Origin of the sequence: Prosthecochloris marina, assembly GCF_003182595.1 — a bacterium.
Classification (GTDB): Bacteria; Bacteroidota; Chlorobiia; order Chlorobiales; family Chlorobiaceae; genus Prosthecochloris; species Prosthecochloris marina.
Map to the genome: position 1 here is coordinate 259,102 of NZ_PDNZ01000003.1, position 18,021 is coordinate 277,122.

Sequence of the window (18,021 nt, forward strand, 5' to 3'; positions counted from 1 at the left end):
CCTCTTTTTTCCCCCTATACAGCCCGAAATCTCCTCCTCAAGCATATAGCTATAAAGAATACTTTTCGTTTCATTTTTGAAGTAAATTTTTGTAAAATTTCACTGTAACGGCAGTTTTTCCCCTCTCACATCGCTGCCACACCCCGCAAGTCAGCACGGAAGCGAAGAAGTTGGCAATGACGTTTATACCCTATTGTGAGCCATAACTGAAAACAAGTTGTCCGATGCACAGACTCGTAGAGCATATGCCCTTGCCATTAAGCACTTTTGACAGTGAGGGCCGCTTACTATCAGCAAACAATGCATTCGCTGACCTTTTGTCGATTCCCAGAAAAATGCTTGTCGGAAAAACAGTGTGGGAGATAATGCCCCGAAGAGAAGCACTACTGCTGAAAAAGGGTTTCGAAAGTGTTTCCAAAAACAAGAAAAACATCACTATCGAGGAATACACTCCTTCTACAGGGAAAAAACGCTATTACCGACTGATTCTGTTTTCTATCCCCCTTTCCGCAGAAAAAGATGAGTTATTCGGGTTGTTGAGTATCGATATAAGCGAACAAAAACAGAGTCGTGAAAAGCTTCGTGAGCACAAAGAGCGCATCGAAGCCATTTTCAAGGCAGTTCAATCCGGTATCGTGCTTGTTGATGCAAAATCACACCGGATACTCGATGTCAATCCAGCCGCATGCAAGATCATCGGTCTTTCACATGAAGAGATAGCAGGAAAAACCTGTTGCAAGTTCATCTGCTCCTACGAACATGACAGCTGCCCTTTTATAGATATGATTCCACCTGCCGACAATGAAGAATTAATGACCGATTCAGAACAACAACTCATTCAAGCAGGAGGCAAAAAGTTAACCATCCTCAAAACGGTAAAGTACATCACAATCGAAGGCCAAGAGTACCTGCTTGAAAGTTTTGTCGATATTTCAGAGCAAAAACGGCAGCAGACTCAACTGAAAAGGATGTATTCCAAGCTGAAAAAACTCAACACCAACCTCGAGGAAGAAATTGCTTTTGCCAACAGAATGGCAATAGAAGCAGAAACCGCGAACATCGCAAAATCAGAGTTCCTCGCCAATATGAGTCACGAAATCCGCACCCCTCTCAATGGCATAACCGGTATGGTCAGCCTGCTGCTCGACACCGGCTTGACCTCCAAACAGCAAGAATATGCCGATACACTCCAGCAAAGCTCCGATATACTGCTTGACATCATCAACAAAGTACTCGAGTACACAAGCCTTGAAACAAGCCGGGTAAAAGCAAGCACTGTGGTATTTAATCTTAAAGATCTTCTCCTGAGAATTACCGAAATCATTAAACTCAAGGCACAAGACAAAAAACTGCATTTCAGCAAACGCATCAGCCACGACGTCCCCGAGCGTATCACCGGTGACCCGGAATATCTCAAACAAATCCTTGTCAATCTTGGTAACAACGCAGTGAAGTTCACACCGAAAGGCAGCATCTATTTCACAGCAGCTAAAGTTTCGGGAAGAACAAACAGAAACCCCTTGCTTTATTTTTCTTTTCAGGACACCGGCATAGGTATTACCGAAGAGATGCAGGACTCGATCTTCAAAGAATTCACTCAGGCCGACTCATCCTTCACCCGGAAATATGGGGGTATAGGCCTTGGCCTGACAATATCAAAACGGCTGGTAGACCTTATGGGTGGAGAAATAGGCCTTAGAAGTATGCCGGAAAAAGGATCCGAATTCTGGTTTACCATCCCGTTTTCCGACAATGAAAGCCACCCCTTATCATCGACGGCAAAATTTCACTCTGGTTTATCGTTCTTTTCCGAAAAAACAGAACAGTCAATTGCTCACGAGTCAAGTGCCGAAACAGAACCAGTGATACTCGTTGTAGAAGATAATCTCATCAACCAGCGAGTAGTCATCGAACTGCTAAAAAAAATGGGATATTCGGCGGATATTGCAAACAACGGTGCCGAAGCCATAAAAGCCCTGGAGCTGAAAGACTATAATCTGATCTTCATGGATATCCAGATGCCTGAAATGGACGGACTTGAGGCCACCCGAATCATCAGATCCTCATCGCTCGATCGTGTGGATCCATGTATCCCGATCGTAGCCATGACCGCTCATACCCTCCAAGAAGATCGAGATATGTGTTTCAAAGCCGGTATGAACGACTTTATAAGCAAACCCCTCTCGTCCGAAACCCTTTCCGCTCCATTACAGCGTTGGCTGTCGAAAAAGGCCTCAAAAGAAAAGTGAACACACATGTATCTCTCAAGCCTTGCGCGGACCGTCATTCATTGAGCATCCTGACCAGTGTACGGGTCGAATAGAGCTGAACACCGATGTCCAGAAGCTCCTGTCCAGCTTGTCGATAAAAACCGGAGACCGCATCATCGGCAAGAACCACCTTGAAATCCCGCTCACTCGCCTCATATATTGTCGTTCAAGGACAGTTAGGAAAGTTGCAGCCACTGATAACTACCGTATTCACTTCCAAACCTGCAAGATGTTGTTCCAGAGACGTCTGAAAAAAAGCTCCCCATCGTGGCTTATAGATAACCACTTCATCGCTGCCAATCTCTTGAATTCCGCCAGCCAGCAATAATGAACAGTCGAGCTTCACATCAGGCTCGGGAAGCAATTCAGTGAGAAGTTCAGCTCCTTCCGATCCGGGCAACACAATGCTCTTCCCACTCCTGACCAGCTCCCGACGGCAGAGATCGACATTGGAACCGTCGGGCTGGTACAGTCGAACGATATGGATAACAGGCTTGCCAGCCTCACGGAACGCTCCGAGAAGTTTCATGATACCTGGCACAACATCCTCCGACCCGACAATCTCAGCTTGAGCACCAGGCAAAACAAAATCACGCTGAACGTCTATGGTCAATAAAGCTGCACGGCTGAAATCCGGTTCGGTATGATCTATGATCGAGAACATTTTTCAACGATTTACACACACCGCAGGCACGCCGAAACAAACAGTTACACCTGCCGGTAGAGGTTCACCATTTCAATTGCCGCAAGCGCAGCATCAAACCCCTTGTTACCTGCCTTGGTTCCTGCCCGTTCGATCGCCTGTTCAAGATTGTCGGTAGTTAAAACACCGAATGTGATAGGAATCATGGTTTCAAGACCTGCCTGAGCAATACCTTTCGTTGCCTCGGCCGCAATCACATCATAATGAGAAGTTGCTCCCCTGATAATCGCACCAAGGGTTATAACGGCATCGTATCGGCCAGACACAGCTGCTTTTTTAGCTGCTGCTGGCAGCTCGAAGGCTCCGGGGCATTTGTATATCTCAATATTTTCTTCAGCACCTCCATGGCGGAGAATGCAGTCGACCGCACCTTCTACAAGTTTCTGGCCGATAAAGTCGTTAAAGCGGGAAACCACCAACGCGAAGCTGGTATTTTTTGCATCGAGCGTTCCCTCTATTGTTTTAATGGTCATCTACTTGAATGTTTAGGAATTAAAAAGCCATTTTATCCACAATACCCCATGATTCGTTCAATACAGTCGACAATAACGTGCCCGATAGCAATATGGCATTCCTGTATCCGGTCTGCCGCTTCTGCATAAGGCACAATAACTGCAAGGTCGGCAATATTTTTGATGCATCCCCCATTTCCGCCGAGCAAGGCTAGAGTATGAAGTCCATATGAACGTCCTCGCTCAAGTGCATTGTACACATTCCTGCTGTTGCCACTGGTAGAAATTCCGATGATTACATCCCCTTCCTCACCGTATGCCTCAACCAGGCGTGCAAAAACCTGATCGTAACCAAGGTCGTTCGCTCCTGCGGTAAGGGCTGATGTATCCGTTGAAAGGGCGATTGCCGGCAAAGCCTTTCTGGAAACACTGCTTCTGTAACGGATGGTCAGCTCGGTTGCGAGATGTTGCGCATCGGCAGCACTTCCTCCATTTCCGCAAAGCAAGAGCTTGCCGCCATTTTTGAAAGAATCGGAAATAACACGAGACATGGCCACAATCGCTGAACTCTGCGTTTCGGCAACCTTTTGCTTGAGACTTGCACTGACTAACAGGGATGAACGTGCAAGATCCTCCATTGATTTATCCGAAACACAACAACCGCCGAACTCCTGGGATTTTCCCTTCATGTACAATACCGTCTATTCCGATAATAGATACTTACCGAGCAATAATATAGTAAAACCCCTGCAAACAGGAATTTCAACCTTCCATCCTGTTGGCAAAGTTGCCTCACTTGTCACTTGTCACTTGTCACTTGTCACTTGTCACTTGTCACTTGTCACTTGTCACTTGTCACTTGTCACTTGTCACTTGTCACTTGTCACTTGTCACTTGTCACTTGTCACTACTATATACACGTCACTTTTTCTTACCTTTAAAAAAGTGCAAGCGCATCAACCAAGTATTGCATGCCATGAAAAAGATCCTTGTTCCGACGGACTTTTCCGACCAGGCCTCCTATGCTTTCGAGGCAGCCATCAGCATAGCACGTAAAAGCGGAAGTGCGCAAGTGCACCTTTTCCATGTCATAGAAGTGCCCGACTACCCGGAAATCACGGACATCATTGCATATCGGACCCTTGGCAGCACAAACGTTCTTGAAGAAATCGAGAAAAAGCTCGAGCAAACCGCCGAATCCGAACTGTGTAAAGATATCGAGGTAACCTATTCAGTGGATTTCGACACACCGTATGAAAAAATCTCACGCAAAGCGACCAATGGGCAATTTGATCTTATCGTTATCGGCTCTCATGGCAGACAAGGCATCAACAGGTTTCTTATCGGTTCGACGACAGAAAAAGTTATCCAGCATGCCAACTGCCTTGTCCTTACGATCAAAGAACCTGTTTCCTGGTTTTCCCCTTCAAACATTGTGTTCGGCTCGAATTTCTACGGAGAAATCGCTGAAGGATTCGGCACTTTGCAGGATTTTGCAGCACTTTATGACGCTACGCTGCATCTGCTCAAGATCAATACAAGATCACATTTTGAGACTTCGAGGTATAGCAGGCAACTCATGGAAACCTTTGCCGAAGAGCAGAAACTCAGCAACTACACCATCAACATTTACAACGATGACAGCGAGGAAGAAGGGATTCTGCATTTTGCAAGGGATATGCAAGCCGATCTGATCTGCATTCCGACACATGGCAAAACAGGCCTTGCTCATCTTATCAGTGGCAGTATCGCTGAAAGCGTTTCAGAACATGCCTACCGTCCGGTTTTAACCTATAAAATCAAACCGCCGAAAATCAAATTCGGTGTCATTGGTCCTTTCCGAAAATAAACAGAACCCTCTCCAATAACCTCTTCCGCGACGTGATAGGCTATGCGTTGGGTAACCCTTGAAACACAATTATTCAATCGAGAGGTTTGCCACACACTTTGCAGAATTTGGCATCATCGTCATGGCCAACAGTTTTACAGCATTTATCCATCTTTGAAAGATCGGCATGTATCTGCTCGTTCATGGATGCCATTTCAGCCGATACGATCCCCGTCGGAACAGCGATGATGCTGTACCCGATAATCATCAACATCGCCGCAAGGGCTCTTCCTGGAACGGTCTGGGGTGATATGTCACCATACCCCACGGTCGTTATGGTTACAATCGCCCAGTAAACGCCTTCCGGAATGCTGTGGAAACCATGCTCCTCACCCTCGATCAGATACATGAGCGCTCCAATGATGCTGACCGTGACGAGTACAAAAAAAAGAAAAAACAGAATTTTGCGGCTCGAGGCAACCATTGCGGTCTTGACATACTCCCCCTCTTTGACAAACTTCACAAGCTTGAGCAGCCTGAAAATTCTCAGTACCCTGAAAAACCTGATAACAAGCAGATATTGTGTGCCCGGAAAAAAAATACTGAAATAGGTTGGCAGGATAGAAAGAAGGTCGATAATCCCGAAAAAACTTCTGATATAACGGGGCCTGTTGCTTGCGACATACAGGCGCATGCCGTACTCAACGGTGAAAAGGATGGTAAAAAACCATTCAAGAGCATAAAAAAAACCTCCGTAAACAGCGTGAATGCCCGATACACTGTCCAGCATGACAACAAACACGCTCACAATGATCGCCGCTATCAGGAAAAGATCGAATAATCGTGCCGGAATGGTGTCATACTCGAAAATGATATGTGCAAGCTTTTCTTTGAACGTTTTCGATGGGACCATAGCGATTAGCTTTTGACGTTCATAGCAATCGGGCTGTGATTCTCTACAGATCACTTACAAATATACTAAACGGGCAACTTGTATGAGGATTACAAAAAAAACTCCGCTTTACCGAAAAGTAAAGCGGAGTCGAGAGAGAAAGAAAAATGATACGTTCAGTGGTACTTGGTACTTTCTTCCTTGACAAAATCAACGAGACATTTGAGGTTTTCCGGATCAACATCAGGAAGAATACCGTGGCCGAGATTGAACACATGACCCGATGTATCGGTATGCTTGCCGAAACGCTCGAGGATTTTTGCGGCTTCCGCTCTGATTTTATCATGAGTACCATAAAGCACGGTCGGATCCATGTTGCCCTGAATCGTCACTCTGTCATTTAGCTCTGCGCGAGCTTTGGCAATGTCCATGTTCCACCCAAGCCCCATGGCGTCACAGCCGGTGTCGGCAATATCGGAAAGAATGGTGTTGCAGTCCTTTGAAAACACAATGACCGGAGTATCAGGATACTTGGTCTTTACCGCCTGGACGCTTTCCTTGATATAAGGCAAAGCGAACTCACGATAATCGTCCTCGGAAAGAGCACTTGCCCAGGAATCGAAAATCTGAACGGCGTCCGCCCCTGCATCGATCTGCATCAACAGATATTCGGTAATAACACGAGAAATCTTACTGAGCAGCATGTGCGCCATCTTCGGCTCACGATACATCATTTTCTTGGCAAACGCATAGTTTTTCGAGCCGCCGCCTTCGACAGCATAGGTAAACAGAGTCCACGCCGCACCGGAAAACCCGATCAGAGGCACCCGATTGTCAAGTTCTTTCTTGGTCAGGCGGATAGCATCCATTACATAACCAAGTTTCTCATTGATATCCGGTATGATAAGCCTATCGATATCTACCTGGGAGCGAATAGGAGGGGTAAGCCGGATACCTTTGGACTCAATGATTTCAACATTCATGCCCATAGCCTCGTTGACGACAAGAATATCCGAAAAGATAATGGCTGCATCTACACCGATGATATCAACGGGCTGGATCGTAACTTCCGTTGCAAGTTCAGGGGTTTTACAAAGGGTCAGGAAATCGGTTTTTTCCCTGACTGCACGGTATTCCGGCAAATAACGACCAGCCTGACGCATCACCCAGATTGGCGTTCTTGGTACCGGCTGCCGCTTTAGTGCCCGCAGAAAAAGATCATTTTTGAGCATGCTGCAATGCAAAATTTAAAAAAGTTATGAAAAACGCTGCTCACCTACCATAATCTTTCCCCAGGGTGAGAGCAATCAAAGAAAGTGCTAAGCTAAGCTTTTTTGCACGTTTTTAAAATAGCCGGGCGGCCAAACGGATTATCCTGCTATCCAGCCATCGAGCGATCCGGCTATCAAGCCTTTTCATGTCACGATATGACGCTTTATCCCCAACTGACGTGACGTATACCCCAGCGCAAGCCCAACCATTTCAGAAAGATGAAAAACCGGAATGGACTTCTTGATATTCGACTGTTTCAGGGCTTTTCCCTGATAGCTGTCAAGCACGGTATGACAAAGCGGACAAGGAGTTACGATAAAATCTGCTTTCGATTCAATTGCTTCACCGAGAGCTTCGGCTGCAAGGCTCAATGATTCTTCCTCGGCAACAAGCAGCGTGTGAAAACCACAACACTTGTTCTTGTGCTCATAAGGGACAACCTTTCCGCCAAGAGCCTCGATAAGCATGTCCAAAGAAGACGGTTCAAGCGGGTTATCCTTACCGAGTATCGTTGAAGGACGAAGAATATGACATCCGTAAAAAGGAGCAACTTTATAGTTGGTCAAGGGAACCTTGACCTTTTTACTGATCGTGTCGAGACCGACATCCTCGTTGAGTACCCAGAGCAGATGCCGTACTTCAGCCGTCCCCTTGTACTCGAGTCCTTCTTTTTTCAGGATACCGTTTACCTCGTCGCGAAGCGCTTCCGACTCATCAAGCTTCTGCTTTGCGCTCCTGATTGTCAGAAGGCAGGTGTTGCAGGAGGTCACCAGGTCAAGACCAAGCTTCTCAGCCAACGCAATATTTCTCCCGTTTACCAGCGCAAAATGCTTCGGGCTGACATAATCAAGGTTACTTCCCCCACAGCAAGTGCTTTCATGCAGCTTTACAAAATCAATATCAAGGTCTTTCTGCCAGAGATCGATAGATTTATCCAGCTCTTTGGTCATGGACTCATTGATGCAGCTGAGATAATATGCATAGCGCTTCATACCGCTGTTCCCCCTGTTTATTTTTTATGATCTTTCTGGTCCCGCTCGATATGATCCGACATTTCCTGGAACTCCTCACGGAATTTCTTGATTCCTTTAGCTGGTTTGACAAGAGGTGGCGGCGGAGGGGTTCTGCGCTTCAAGATCATTTTAAAAGCCATCGGCAGCAGATTTTTCAATGTCCATCCCATACCGTTGGTCCTGATCGGCAAGGTTGCCTCGACAAGCTTTCCTTTTTTCTGAATATCTTCCATAAAGGCCTCGGCATGCTTAGCTCCACTTGTATCCTTGACTCCGCGGGAAGCGAGTGCATCTTCACGCACACCGTGAATACCATCCATTATAGGAATGCTTTTCACACAGGTTTCCTGACATCGGTAGCAATGGGTACAATCCCAGACACCATGATCCTTGACAAGCTCGGTAATCCGCAGATCATGCGCTCCATCCCGGCTGTCAACATTCATTCTGTGGGACTTCAACAACACGGCAGGTCCAACATACTCTTTATTTGCCCGTAAAATTGAGCACTCGGACATACACGACGCACAAAGAATACAGTCAGTAGCCTTATCATACTCCTGGAACTCCTCTTCGGCAATCAGAAACTCTTTTTCCCCCATCCGTTCTTCCGGCATGATCGAATCGACCCAGTTGGAGTACTTCTTCATTTTATCAACCAGCGGGTCCATGTCGACAATGAGGTCTTTGATCAACGGCATGTTACGCAACGGCTCTACCTTGACAACATTGTCAACTTTGCACCTTGCAAGCTCATCCCACACCTGAGTGGTACAGGCGAGTTTCGAGATACCATTGATCCTCATGCCACAGGAACCGCAAATGCCAGCTTGGCAGAACGCCCGGAAACTCACGGTCGCATCAACATGTTCCTTGATATAATTCAAAGCCCTGAGAACGGTAATCCCTTTTTCAACCGGAATGGTATAATCATCAAAGTAGGGCTTGTTGTCCACGTGAGGGTTGAACCTGTTGATCCTGAAGGTTATATCCCTCATTTCTTCTTTATGCTCTGCCATAACTTCCGTCCTGCTGAATGTTATCCAGGTTGAGCAGCCCTTCTTGCGAAGCCGTCGCCCATTCCTCGAAGATTTTAATAAGTTCTTTCCTGCAACTCATGCTTACCCATGGTTACCGGTTTTTCACCGATCTGCGGTTTACCGTTTACCCTTGTATACGTTGTATGCTTATGCCATATCTCATCATCGCGTTTCGGGAAATCGGTTCTGGTATGAGAACCACGGCTCTCTTCGCGAGCATAGGCTCCGGCCGCAACAGTTTCTGCAAGGTCAAGCATGTTTTTCAGCTCAAGCACCTGCAGCAGGTTTGTATTGAACACCTCGCTGGTATCAAAAACCCTCACATGCTTGAAGCGCTCTTTCAACTCTTCCACATCAGCGATACCTTTCTGTATTTTGGGTGCTTCACGGAAAATACCGACATTTTGTCCAAGCGTGTAACCGAGTTCTTCGCGAAGAGCCCCGTAACGTTCATAGTGACCTGACGGTTTCATATACTCCCTGAGCTCATCCTCTGTCGATTGCAGCTCTGACTGGGAAATCTCGGCCGGATCGAACTGTTTAGCTTCTTCGGCCACCGTACGACCGGTAATTCTTCCAAAAACAAGGATATCCAGCAAAGAGTTACCTCCAAGGCGATTTGCCCCATGTACCGACACACAGGCAGCCTCACCGGCTGCATAGACACCCTCCATCACTGTTCGTCCTGCAATATCGGTGTCGATCCCTCCCATGGAATAATGCGCAGTAGGTCTGATAGGAATCGGTTCATCGATCGGATCGACCCCTTCAAAATACATGGACATTTCCCGAATCTGGGGAAGCCTTGACTTGATAAGATCGGCACCGAGATGCCTCAGGTCAAGATGCATGTAGGGTCCTGCAGGACTGTCGAACCCTCTTCCTTCCAGGATTTCGGTTTCAATGGAACGTGAAACAAGGTCACGCGGACCAAGCTCCATCTTCTCGGGAGCATAATTGCTCATGAAACGATCACCGTTGTTGTTGACCAGGTAACCGCCTTCACCTCGGGCCCCTTCCGTTACCAACAAACCACTTTTTCTCAATCCTGTCGGATGAAACTGGACAAACTCCATATCCTTGAGAGGAATCCCAGCGCGATAGGCGATTGCCTGACCATCCCCGGTATTGCCCGCTGCATTGCTGGAGCGGTTCCAGTACATTTTCGCATAACCACCGGTAGCGAGAATCACCGTCCTTGCCCGAAAAGCCTCGACCTTACCGGTACGCATGTTCATCGCAATCAATCCTTTCGATTTGCTACCGTTGGTCGCAATGCTCAAGACAAAGTATTCATTGAAAAAGAAAACCCCTTTTTTGAGGCACTGCTCATAGAGGCTTTGTAGAATAGTGTGCCCCGTTTTATCGGCACAGTAACAGCAACGAGGTCTGCCAGCACCGCCGAAAGGCCTCTGTGCAATGGTTTTATCGTCCATTCTCGACCAGGGCGTGCCGATATTGTCAAGCTCCCTGATAATCTTTGGGGCTTCCGAACAAAGCACCTCGACGGCATCTTGGTCAGCAAGGTAGTCACTGCCTTTGATAGTATCGAAAATGTGCATGTCAACAGTGTCATCCTTTGCCTTGTTAGCCAGAGCCGCATTTGCGCCTCCTTGTGCAGCTGATGTATGCGAACGGTTAGGATAGACTTTGGACAGCACGGCTATATTGAGCGAAGGGTTGACCTTCATGGCTTCCATGGCTGCATACAACCCGGCTCCACCGCCACCCACCACAACTATATCGAATGGCTTCATACAGTTAAAATCTCCTTCTGTGAACTGCACCCGCAGCTTCAGTGGTTATGCGGGCCGGCATCGGCCAGGCCCGTTTTCTATGAATCACAAATACGTTAAAAAGAAGCGAAATCCAGTAACGACGGTAGGCTATAAAGCAACGTTGTTGTCATGGGCCGGCAACTCCTCTACAGCATGGAGGACATCACTCATGTTGAGTACACCAACCACTTTGTCATGATCCATGACAGTCAAACGGCGAACATTTGTCCGTTTCATAAGGCGCAGAGCATACTTGATCCTCAGACTGGGGTTGATGCTGATGACAGGTTTGCTCATAATCTGGAAAACAGGCGTGTTCCACGGATCACGATGAACATCTTCTCCCGGATCGATAACTTTCTCCAGAATGTCTTTCTCGGTCACGACACCGTAACAGTCATCTTCATTTCTGGGCTCGACAATAAGTCCGCTCTGGTTGTCCTTTTTCATTAACTGAATCGCTTCAGCAACAGTGCAACTGCCTTTAATAGTATGAAAGTCCTTCTGCATCAGTGCAGAAACAGGCTGTGTGCGTAATTTTACAAGCTGATCCATATCGATAAGTCTCTGGTTAATAAGGATATATGACCCTCAAATTATCGGTCAGAATGTATAAGCATATACTTATACATGAATACTATAAAAAGACAGAAAATCCTCTTCCCGCTAACGGGCACGAGTTATTAAGTTACAAAAAAAATCTAACTCATCACAATCTGGTGAAAGAAAAGAGGCAAGATGATTTGTCGGCCTGATAGCCAGCAAACCAGTTATCGGGCTGATTTTCCCCTCATGCTATCCCATGCGCCTTCTTGTAGGCAGCCCAGTTCTTTTTCAAATCGATAAACGCATCGATATCGGGCTGAATGAGAAACGGATTTGTCTTTTTTTCGTTGCCTATGGTCGAGTGTGGAGCGCTTCCGTAATCATGGCCTGGAAACACCCTTGTATGATCGGGGAGAGCCATGAGTTTTTCATGGAGAGAGCGATACTCCTCTTCGGCATCCGCCCCGAAACCGGTACCACCCACTTTGCCGACAAACAAGGTATCACCGGTAAACAGGGCGTCACCGGCACAGAGACACATGGAGTCCTCAGTGTGACCCGGAGTATGGATAACTCGAACCTTCAGATCCCCGAGAGGAAACAAAGCGCCATCTTCAACCTTCAGACCTGTTTTTGGACAAACCGAGCCATAGAGCAAAGGGGTAAGACCTGTCAGCCGGGAGATTTCCTCATTACCGTTGACATGATCATAATGACCGTGCGTACAAAAGATATACAGGATAGTGAATCCCTGCTCGTGCGCATCATCGACAATCATCGCAGGATTGTTCGATGGATCGACAACGAATGCCTGCATACACATTTCATCGGCGACCAGATACCCGAAATTCCGGTCTCCTCCTGTTCGGAACTGTTTGAGGTACATGGTCAAACCATTTTTTCTACATTCATTAAAAACGCTCTCGCCGGAAAGTCCGGTTCGATGGCTATGGGTTTGCTTTCAAGTTCCTCGATGATCTGCACAGCCTTTTCATCCTCGAGAATAGCAAAACAAAGTGAGGAATAAGAACCAACCCCTTTATCGGCCGGCCACCATACCTGATCGGAGATGCCCTTGTCGCAATAGCAGCCTTTGATCGACATGTTGCTGAACATCAACACTTCAAACCTCTTGAAAAGATCACGTATCTGGGGACGGGTTTCCTCATGACCCATTATCGCAAGAAATTTCATTGTCTCTCAGAATAGTTTTAGTGAATACATCTTTACTCACATTCAGCGTTCTTTTTGCAGTGTTCACCACCAGAGTCACTTTTTTTCGACGAGATAATACGTAAGCGGAACCACGCCTAGCGTCAATATGGTCGAAAGCAGAGCACCCCACATCAACGATATTGCAAGACCCTGGAAAATCGGGTCGAACAGAATCACAATCGCACCGATAACCACCGTACCCGCCGTCAGCAAAATCGGTCGTGTACGAACGGCTGCTGACTCTATAACGGCTTCTTTCAGCTCTATCCCCTCCTGAACGCGCAACTGGATAAAATCGATAATCAGCACGGAATTTCTGACCATGATACCCGCCAGAGCGATCATGCCGATCATGCTTGTTGCCGTGAAGAATGCTCCATGAATGAAGTGACCGGGTATGATCCCCACCAGGCTGAGCGGAATGGCAACCATCATCACCAAAGGGGTTCGAAACGACTGGAACCAGCCTACAATCAGAAGATAGATGATCACAAGCACGACCGCAAACGCCGCCCCAAGATCTCTGAACACCTCGAAGGTGATCTGCCACTCACCGTCCCACTTCATCGCAAGTTTTTCTTCATTGAACGGAGGAGCTGTATAGAGAGGAGATATCGAGTATCCTCCCGGTGTCGAAAGCTGCTTTATCCGGTCATCCATCTCCAGCATGGCATAGACCGGACTTTCAGTGACTCCGGCAACATCGGCAGTCACATAAACCACATTTTTAAGGTCCTTGCGATGGATGCTTTTATCCTCTATGGCCTCTTCAATGGAAACAAGCTCTGCCAAAGAAATCATTTCACCAGCCGGCAGTCGTGTTGTCAACGAATTCATCCCTTGAGATTTCACGAAAATTCCGGACAGATCGAGTATCGATGCCCTTTCGGAAATCGGAAGACGCAGTTCGAGGCCTACAGGTTCAAGTTCGGTTTCGGTATGCAACAGTCCGACATCAACCCCATCGAGTGCCATACGAAGCGTATGGGTGATCTGTTCCGTGGTTATACCTCTGAATGCCGCTTTTTGCTTGTCGATCACCATCGTATAAACCTTCTCATCATCCTCGACCACCCAGTCAACATCCACAACTCCTGGCGTATCTTCCATGACCGCTTTGATCTGGCGGGCAAGAGCAATCTGCTGTTGCATGTCCGGACCATAAATTTCGGCAACAATTGTCGAAAGCACCGGAGGCCCTGGCGGCACTTCCACAACCTTTGCGTTTGCGCCGTATTTCGCGGCGATTTCCTGTACCTTCGGTCTCACCCGTTTCGCAATGGCATGACTCTGATCATTCCGTTCACCTTTGTGCACGAGGTTTACCTGTATGTCAGCCATATTGTGGCCCTGACGAAGATAGTAATGCCGCACAAGACCATTGAAATTGATCGGCGCATGTGTACCGACATAATATTGGTAGTTTTCAACTTCCGGTACAGTCCTGAGATATGACACGATGTCTTTGCCAACCCTTGCTGTTTGCTCGAGGGTCGTGCCTTCCGGCATATCGATAATGACCTGAAACTCACTCTTGTTATCGAAAGGCAGCATTTTAAGCTGAACCATTTTCAGCGGAATCATGCTGATTGAACCCAGCAGCAGTAATCCGACAAAGACAAAGGCGATGGTTGCCTTCCACCAACTGGTAAGCAGCGGGGCAAGAGTCTTGTCGTACACTTTGTAATAGATCGATTTTCTGATATCATATTGCTCTGAATGCCCCTCCTCGGCCTTGAGCAGACGAAACGCAAGCCATGGGGTCCCGATAAGCGCCACGAAAAGAGAAAAAATCATCGCAAGAGACGCACCGATCGGCATAGGGCTCATATACGGGCCCATCAAACCTGAAACAAACACCATCGGCAACACTGATGCTATTACCGTAAACGTGGCAAGAATAGTGGGGTTTCCTACCTCGTTTATCGCAGCGATAGCCGCCTGGAGCTTGGGCATTCTCCGCATTGAAAAATGCCGGTGAATGTTTTCCGCAATGATAATCGAGTCATCGACAACGATACCGGTCACAAAAATCAGGGCGAAAAGAGTCACCCTGTTCAGCGTATAATCAAAAAGGTAGTAGACAAGCAATGTAAGCGCAAACGTTATAGGCACGGACGCAAACACCACCAAGCCACCCCGCCAGCCGAGGAAAAGCCCGACAACAATAGTAACCGCAACGACCGCACCAATAAGATGTTCGAGAAGAGTAAACACCTTTTCTGAAGCTGTTTCACCGTAATTCCTGGTTTCAGTCACATCGATCCCTGAAGTGATGATCGACCCTTTCAGTGATTCGACCTTTTCCAGAACCTTGCTTGCAAGAGCCGTTGCGTCAGTACCTTTCCGCTTTGCAACCGTGAGCGTTACAGCCGGATATTCACCCTGCATAACAGTATCATGCGATGCAGCACCATAACCGAAAAACGAGTAATTCTCAACCTCTTCCGGCCCGTCGATAACCTCGGCTACATCCTTGAGATATACTGCTTCTGAATTGTATATGCCTACAACGACATTTCTTACATCCTCGGCCGTCTTGAGAAACTCACCGGTCTTAACCGTGAACTCCCTGTTCATCTGCTGGAACGTTCCGGCAGTCACCTGACTGTTGGAAGCCTCGATCTGCCGGGCTATCTGCAGCGGGGTAATCCGATATCGGGCAAGTTTGTTCTTGTCGAGAAGGATTCTAAGCTGACGCTTCAAGCCCCCATTGAGGTTGACATCACCGATATTCTCGATTTTCTTGAGTTCATCGGCAACTTGACCGGCCACTTTTCTAAGCTGGTAGGGACCATAGCTGTCACTCCAGAAGGTCAGGGCCAAGACCGGCACATCATCGATCGTCACCTTCTTGACAAGAGGCATCTGCATGCCGGCGGGCATACTATCCATATTTTTCATAATGGTTGCCCAGAGCTTCACCATGCTCTCTTCGGTATCATCCCCGACATTGTATCGAACGGTAACCAGAGCGAAATCTTTCCGCGAAGTCGAGTACACGTAGTCGACACCTTCGATTTCCGTCAGGTACTTTTCCACGGGTTTTGCAACCCGTTCCTCGACCTCCTTGGCGCTCCCTCCCGGATAACTGAAATACAGATCCACCAGCGGTACGGAAATCTGGGGTTCCTCCTCACGGGGAGTCATAAATGTTGCCAGAATGCCCACAAGCAAAGCCGTGATCATCAGCAACGGTGTCAGCTTGGAGTTGATGAACAGCTTCGCAAGAACCCCAGCAATACCCTCTCTCATCGGCACATCCCTCCTTCGTTACGGCTTGACGGTTACGTTATCCCCTTCCCGAACACCCTTGACATACGGCACAACCACGGCTTCACCCGTTCCAAGCCCGCTGAGCACCTCGGTATAATCACCAAAAGCCTTTCCGGCTCTTATCCATCTGATTGAAACGATATCATCATCACCAACAACCTGAACGCCCTCGAGCTGCCCCCGCATGAAGAGAGCGCCTGAAGGAACGAGAAGCATCGGTCGCCCGTCGCCCGCCGTTCCCAATTGAACCGTTGCGATACTTTCCACCACTACTGTACGGCTCTCTCCGCCGACGTTCGATGACTCGGTCTTCTTACCTCCGCAACCGGTAAACAAGACAAAAAGTCCGATACATGCGAAAAATATTGTATGCTTCATGATTCGATATGCTTTTTGGTCGTTCTGTTAACCACCGGTATAATAATCCAGCTCACTCTTCGCAATGATAAGATCGTATTTTGCCTGGTTCAGACGCATACGAGCATAGGTATATGCCTGTTCCCTACCCAACAGCTCAAAAGTCATAGCAAGCCCGGAACGATACCGCTTGCCGATAAAATCAAGACTGACTTTAGCCTCTTTCAGCGATTGCTCCGCAACCCGTATCCTTGATTTTGCCGTCCGCAACAGTCGATACGCCTTACGAATTTCATAGAGGCCCTTGTCTTTTGCTTCTTCATAACTATAACGAGCCTCCATTTCGCCAGCCCGAGCCTCCTTAGCCTTACCGATGTTGGAGTATCCGTCAAAAACAGTCCATTCCATGGCAACCCCCAGGGTCCAGCTGTTTTGCTCAAAACCCGGAAAATCATCGTCATTCCAGTTTTTCTGAAAAAAGGCGTTCAAACGTGGCAACCCCTTGGCTTTTGCCATATCGTACTGGTATCCTGCAGCATCAGCATAAGCTTCAAGAGCCTTGAGATCAGCCCTGCTCTCTGACATAAGAGGCTCATTTGCAGGAATAACGATATCATCGGTTTCAAGTCCGTTTACCGGCACTATATCCATATCGCTATCGAGGCGAAGAAGAAACCGCAATCCATCCTTTGCCGACCGGATCTCATCCTCGATCATCATCTTTTGCTCCGCCAGTTCCGCAAGGCGTACTGCGGTCGACAACTTGTCGGATTTCGTAATCAGTCCTTCACTGTAAGCTTTGGCAGCTTCACGGTCATGAAGCTGCATTGCCCGGATGGAACTCTTGACCGCATCGAGGTTTTTCCTTGCAAGCACAAGCCCGTAATAGGCCTTTTTCACTTCCAGGACTATAGTCTCCTCCGCTCTCCTGAGCATGTGTTCCTGCGACTTTTTCGACATTGAAGCTGCCGACCTTCCGATAGTGGCATCGCGGTTGAAAAGAGGCTGTCTGACTTCGACCCCTAGATGAAAATTCGAGATATCGTCGGGGTCGTTCAGTGCACCTGCACTGAAATCCGTTTCAGGGTTGATGATTCCCTGCCGAAGTTTGTAGGTAAAGACCGATGCAGGATCATCCGTTGCGATAAACGTTTCGGACAGCGTAACTTTCGGCAGAAAGGCTTTCCTGCTCTGCACATATCTCGCCTCAGCCTGGTCAACCCTTGCTTTCGCCGCTTTTAATGCATAGTTGCTCTCTCTGGCAAGCTTCAGAGATTGATCAAGCGACAACTTCACGGTTTCAGCCGCAATAGCAGCTCCCGGCAGCGCAAGAAGAACCACCGCAATGTACCCCACAACTTTCAAGCCTTTCATGATCG

The 18,021-nt window shown here is 47.7% G+C and carries 16 protein-coding genes; 2 read left to right on the forward strand and 14 right to left on the reverse strand.

Features of this window, described 5'->3' with window-relative positions; all coding sequences use genetic code 11:
- Positions 1-224: 224 nt before the first annotated feature.
- Positions 225-2,249: a PAS domain-containing hybrid sensor histidine kinase/response regulator gene (locus CR164_RS05505; protein WP_110022924.1), complete on the forward strand. Its 2,025-nt coding sequence runs from the start codon at positions 225-227 to the stop codon at positions 2,247-2,249.
- Positions 2,250-2,436: 187 nt separating this feature from the next.
- On the opposite strand, the gene CR164_RS05510 is transcribed toward CR164_RS05505, so the two are convergent.
- From CR164_RS05510 to CR164_RS05520, 3 genes are read right to left on the reverse strand one after another with little or no spacing between them, the layout of a single operon-like run.
- Positions 2,437-2,934 carry a cysteine hydrolase family protein gene (locus CR164_RS05510; RefSeq protein WP_204901791.1) on the reverse strand — a complete coding sequence of 166 codons (498 nt, stop codon included), beginning with the start codon at positions 2,932-2,934 and terminating at the stop codon, positions 2,437-2,439.
- 44 nt (positions 2,935-2,978) lie between these two features.
- On the reverse strand, positions 2,979-3,446 hold the full coding sequence (ribH, locus tag CR164_RS05515) for a 6,7-dimethyl-8-ribityllumazine synthase (protein WP_110022925.1): 468 nt from the start codon (positions 3,444-3,446) through the stop codon (positions 2,979-2,981).
- A gap of 32 nt (positions 3,447-3,478) precedes the next feature.
- On the reverse strand, positions 3,479-4,114 hold the full coding sequence (locus CR164_RS05520) for a D-sedoheptulose-7-phosphate isomerase (RefSeq protein ID WP_110022926.1): 636 nt from the start codon (positions 4,112-4,114) through the stop codon (positions 3,479-3,481).
- A 287-nt stretch (positions 4,115-4,401) separates the two neighbouring features.
- On the opposite strand from CR164_RS05520, the gene CR164_RS05525 reads away from it, so the two are divergent.
- Positions 4,402-5,274: a universal stress protein gene (locus CR164_RS05525; RefSeq protein WP_110022927.1), complete on the forward strand. Its 873-nt coding sequence runs from the start codon at positions 4,402-4,404 to the stop codon at positions 5,272-5,274.
- Between the two features lie 73 nt (positions 5,275-5,347).
- Here the strand turns inward: CR164_RS05525 and CR164_RS05530 are convergent, their stop codons facing one another.
- The 11 genes from CR164_RS05530 to CR164_RS05580 all read right to left on the reverse strand — a co-directional run bounded on the left by CR164_RS05530 (position 5,348) and on the right by CR164_RS05580 (position 18,016).
- Positions 5,348-6,166, reverse strand: a complete 819-nt coding sequence (locus CR164_RS05530) for an ion transporter (protein ID WP_110022928.1) — start codon at positions 6,164-6,166, stop codon at positions 5,348-5,350.
- 155 nt (positions 6,167-6,321) lie between these two features.
- Positions 6,322-7,377, reverse strand: coding sequence for a uroporphyrinogen decarboxylase (gene hemE, locus CR164_RS05535; protein WP_110022929.1), 1,056 nt, complete (start codon positions 7,375-7,377; stop codon positions 6,322-6,324).
- 183 nt (positions 7,378-7,560) lie between these two features.
- Entirely contained in the window at positions 7,561-8,409 is an 849-nt protein-coding gene (locus tag CR164_RS05540) for a CoB--CoM heterodisulfide reductase iron-sulfur subunit B family protein (RefSeq protein ID WP_110022930.1), read from the reverse strand.
- 17 nt (positions 8,410-8,426) lie between these two features.
- A complete protein-coding gene (locus tag CR164_RS05545) occupies positions 8,427-9,449 on the reverse strand; it encodes a succinate dehydrogenase/fumarate reductase iron-sulfur subunit (RefSeq protein ID WP_110022931.1) in 1,023 nt (340 codons plus the stop codon).
- A gap of 74 nt (positions 9,450-9,523) precedes the next feature.
- Positions 9,524-11,227: an FAD-dependent oxidoreductase gene (locus tag CR164_RS05550; protein ID WP_110023057.1), complete on the reverse strand. Its 1,704-nt coding sequence runs from the start codon at positions 11,225-11,227 to the stop codon at positions 9,524-9,526.
- A 129-nt stretch (positions 11,228-11,356) separates the two neighbouring features.
- Entirely contained in the window at positions 11,357-11,803 is a 447-nt protein-coding gene (locus tag CR164_RS05555; protein ID WP_110022932.1) for a CBS domain-containing protein, read from the reverse strand.
- A 235-nt stretch (positions 11,804-12,038) separates the two neighbouring features.
- Complete coding sequence (locus CR164_RS05560; protein ID WP_110022933.1) at positions 12,039-12,680, reverse strand: hydroxyacylglutathione hydrolase family protein; 642 nt, start codon at positions 12,678-12,680, stop codon at positions 12,039-12,041.
- 2 nt (positions 12,681-12,682) lie between these two features.
- Positions 12,683-12,988: a hypothetical protein gene (locus CR164_RS05565; protein ID WP_110022934.1), complete on the reverse strand. Its 306-nt coding sequence runs from the start codon at positions 12,986-12,988 to the stop codon at positions 12,683-12,685.
- A gap of 75 nt (positions 12,989-13,063) precedes the next feature.
- A complete protein-coding gene (locus tag CR164_RS05570; protein ID WP_110022935.1) occupies positions 13,064-16,264 on the reverse strand; it encodes an efflux RND transporter permease subunit in 3,201 nt (1,066 codons plus the stop codon).
- Positions 16,265-16,282: 18 nt separating this feature from the next.
- Positions 16,283-16,663 carry a permuted SH3 domain-containing protein gene (locus CR164_RS05575; protein WP_110022936.1) on the reverse strand — a complete coding sequence of 127 codons (381 nt, stop codon included), beginning with the start codon at positions 16,661-16,663 and terminating at the stop codon, positions 16,283-16,285.
- Between the two features lie 27 nt (positions 16,664-16,690).
- A complete protein-coding gene (locus CR164_RS05580; protein ID WP_110022937.1) occupies positions 16,691-18,016 on the reverse strand; it encodes a TolC family protein in 1,326 nt (441 codons plus the stop codon).
- Positions 18,017-18,021: the final 5 nt, after the last annotated feature.

Coding starts and splice junctions, on each gene's coding strand:
- CR164_RS05510 (WP_204901791.1), bottom strand. CDS start 2,934: ATGTTCTCGATCATAGATCATACCGAACCGGATTTCAGCCGTGCAGCT.
- CR164_RS05505 (WP_110022924.1), top strand. CDS start 225: ATGCACAGACTCGTAGAGCATATGCCCTTGCCATTAAGCACTTTTGAC.
- CR164_RS05575 (WP_110022936.1), bottom strand. CDS start 16,663: ATGAAGCATACAATATTTTTCGCATGTATCGGACTTTTTGTCTTGTTT.
- CR164_RS05550 (WP_110023057.1), bottom strand. CDS start 11,227: ATGAAGCCATTCGATATAGTTGTGGTGGGTGGCGGTGGAGCCGGGTTG.
- hemE (WP_110022929.1), bottom strand. CDS start 7,377: ATGCTCAAAAATGATCTTTTTCTGCGGGCACTAAAGCGGCAGCCGGTA.
- CR164_RS05560 (WP_110022933.1), bottom strand. CDS start 12,680: ATGTACCTCAAACAGTTCCGAACAGGAGGAGACCGGAATTTCGGGTAT.
- ribH (WP_110022925.1), bottom strand. CDS start 3,446: ATGACCATTAAAACAATAGAGGGAACGCTCGATGCAAAAAATACCAGC.
- CR164_RS05555 (WP_110022932.1), bottom strand. CDS start 11,803: ATGGATCAGCTTGTAAAATTACGCACACAGCCTGTTTCTGCACTGATG.
- CR164_RS05530 (WP_110022928.1), bottom strand. CDS start 6,166: ATGGTCCCATCGAAAACGTTCAAAGAAAAGCTTGCACATATCATTTTC.
- CR164_RS05580 (WP_110022937.1), bottom strand. CDS start 18,016: ATGAAAGGCTTGAAAGTTGTGGGGTACATTGCGGTGGTTCTTCTTGCG.
- CR164_RS05540 (WP_110022930.1), bottom strand. CDS start 8,409: ATGAAGCGCTATGCATATTATCTCAGCTGCATCAATGAGTCCATGACC.
- CR164_RS05520 (WP_110022926.1), bottom strand. CDS start 4,114: ATGAAGGGAAAATCCCAGGAGTTCGGCGGTTGTTGTGTTTCGGATAAA.
- CR164_RS05545 (WP_110022931.1), bottom strand. CDS start 9,449: ATGGCAGAGCATAAAGAAGAAATGAGGGATATAACCTTCAGGATCAAC.
- CR164_RS05525 (WP_110022927.1), top strand. CDS start 4,402: ATGAAAAAGATCCTTGTTCCGACGGACTTTTCCGACCAGGCCTCCTAT.
- CR164_RS05565 (WP_110022934.1), bottom strand. CDS start 12,988: ATGAAATTTCTTGCGATAATGGGTCATGAGGAAACCCGTCCCCAGATA.
- CR164_RS05570 (WP_110022935.1), bottom strand. CDS start 16,264: ATGAGAGAGGGTATTGCTGGGGTTCTTGCGAAGCTGTTCATCAACTCC.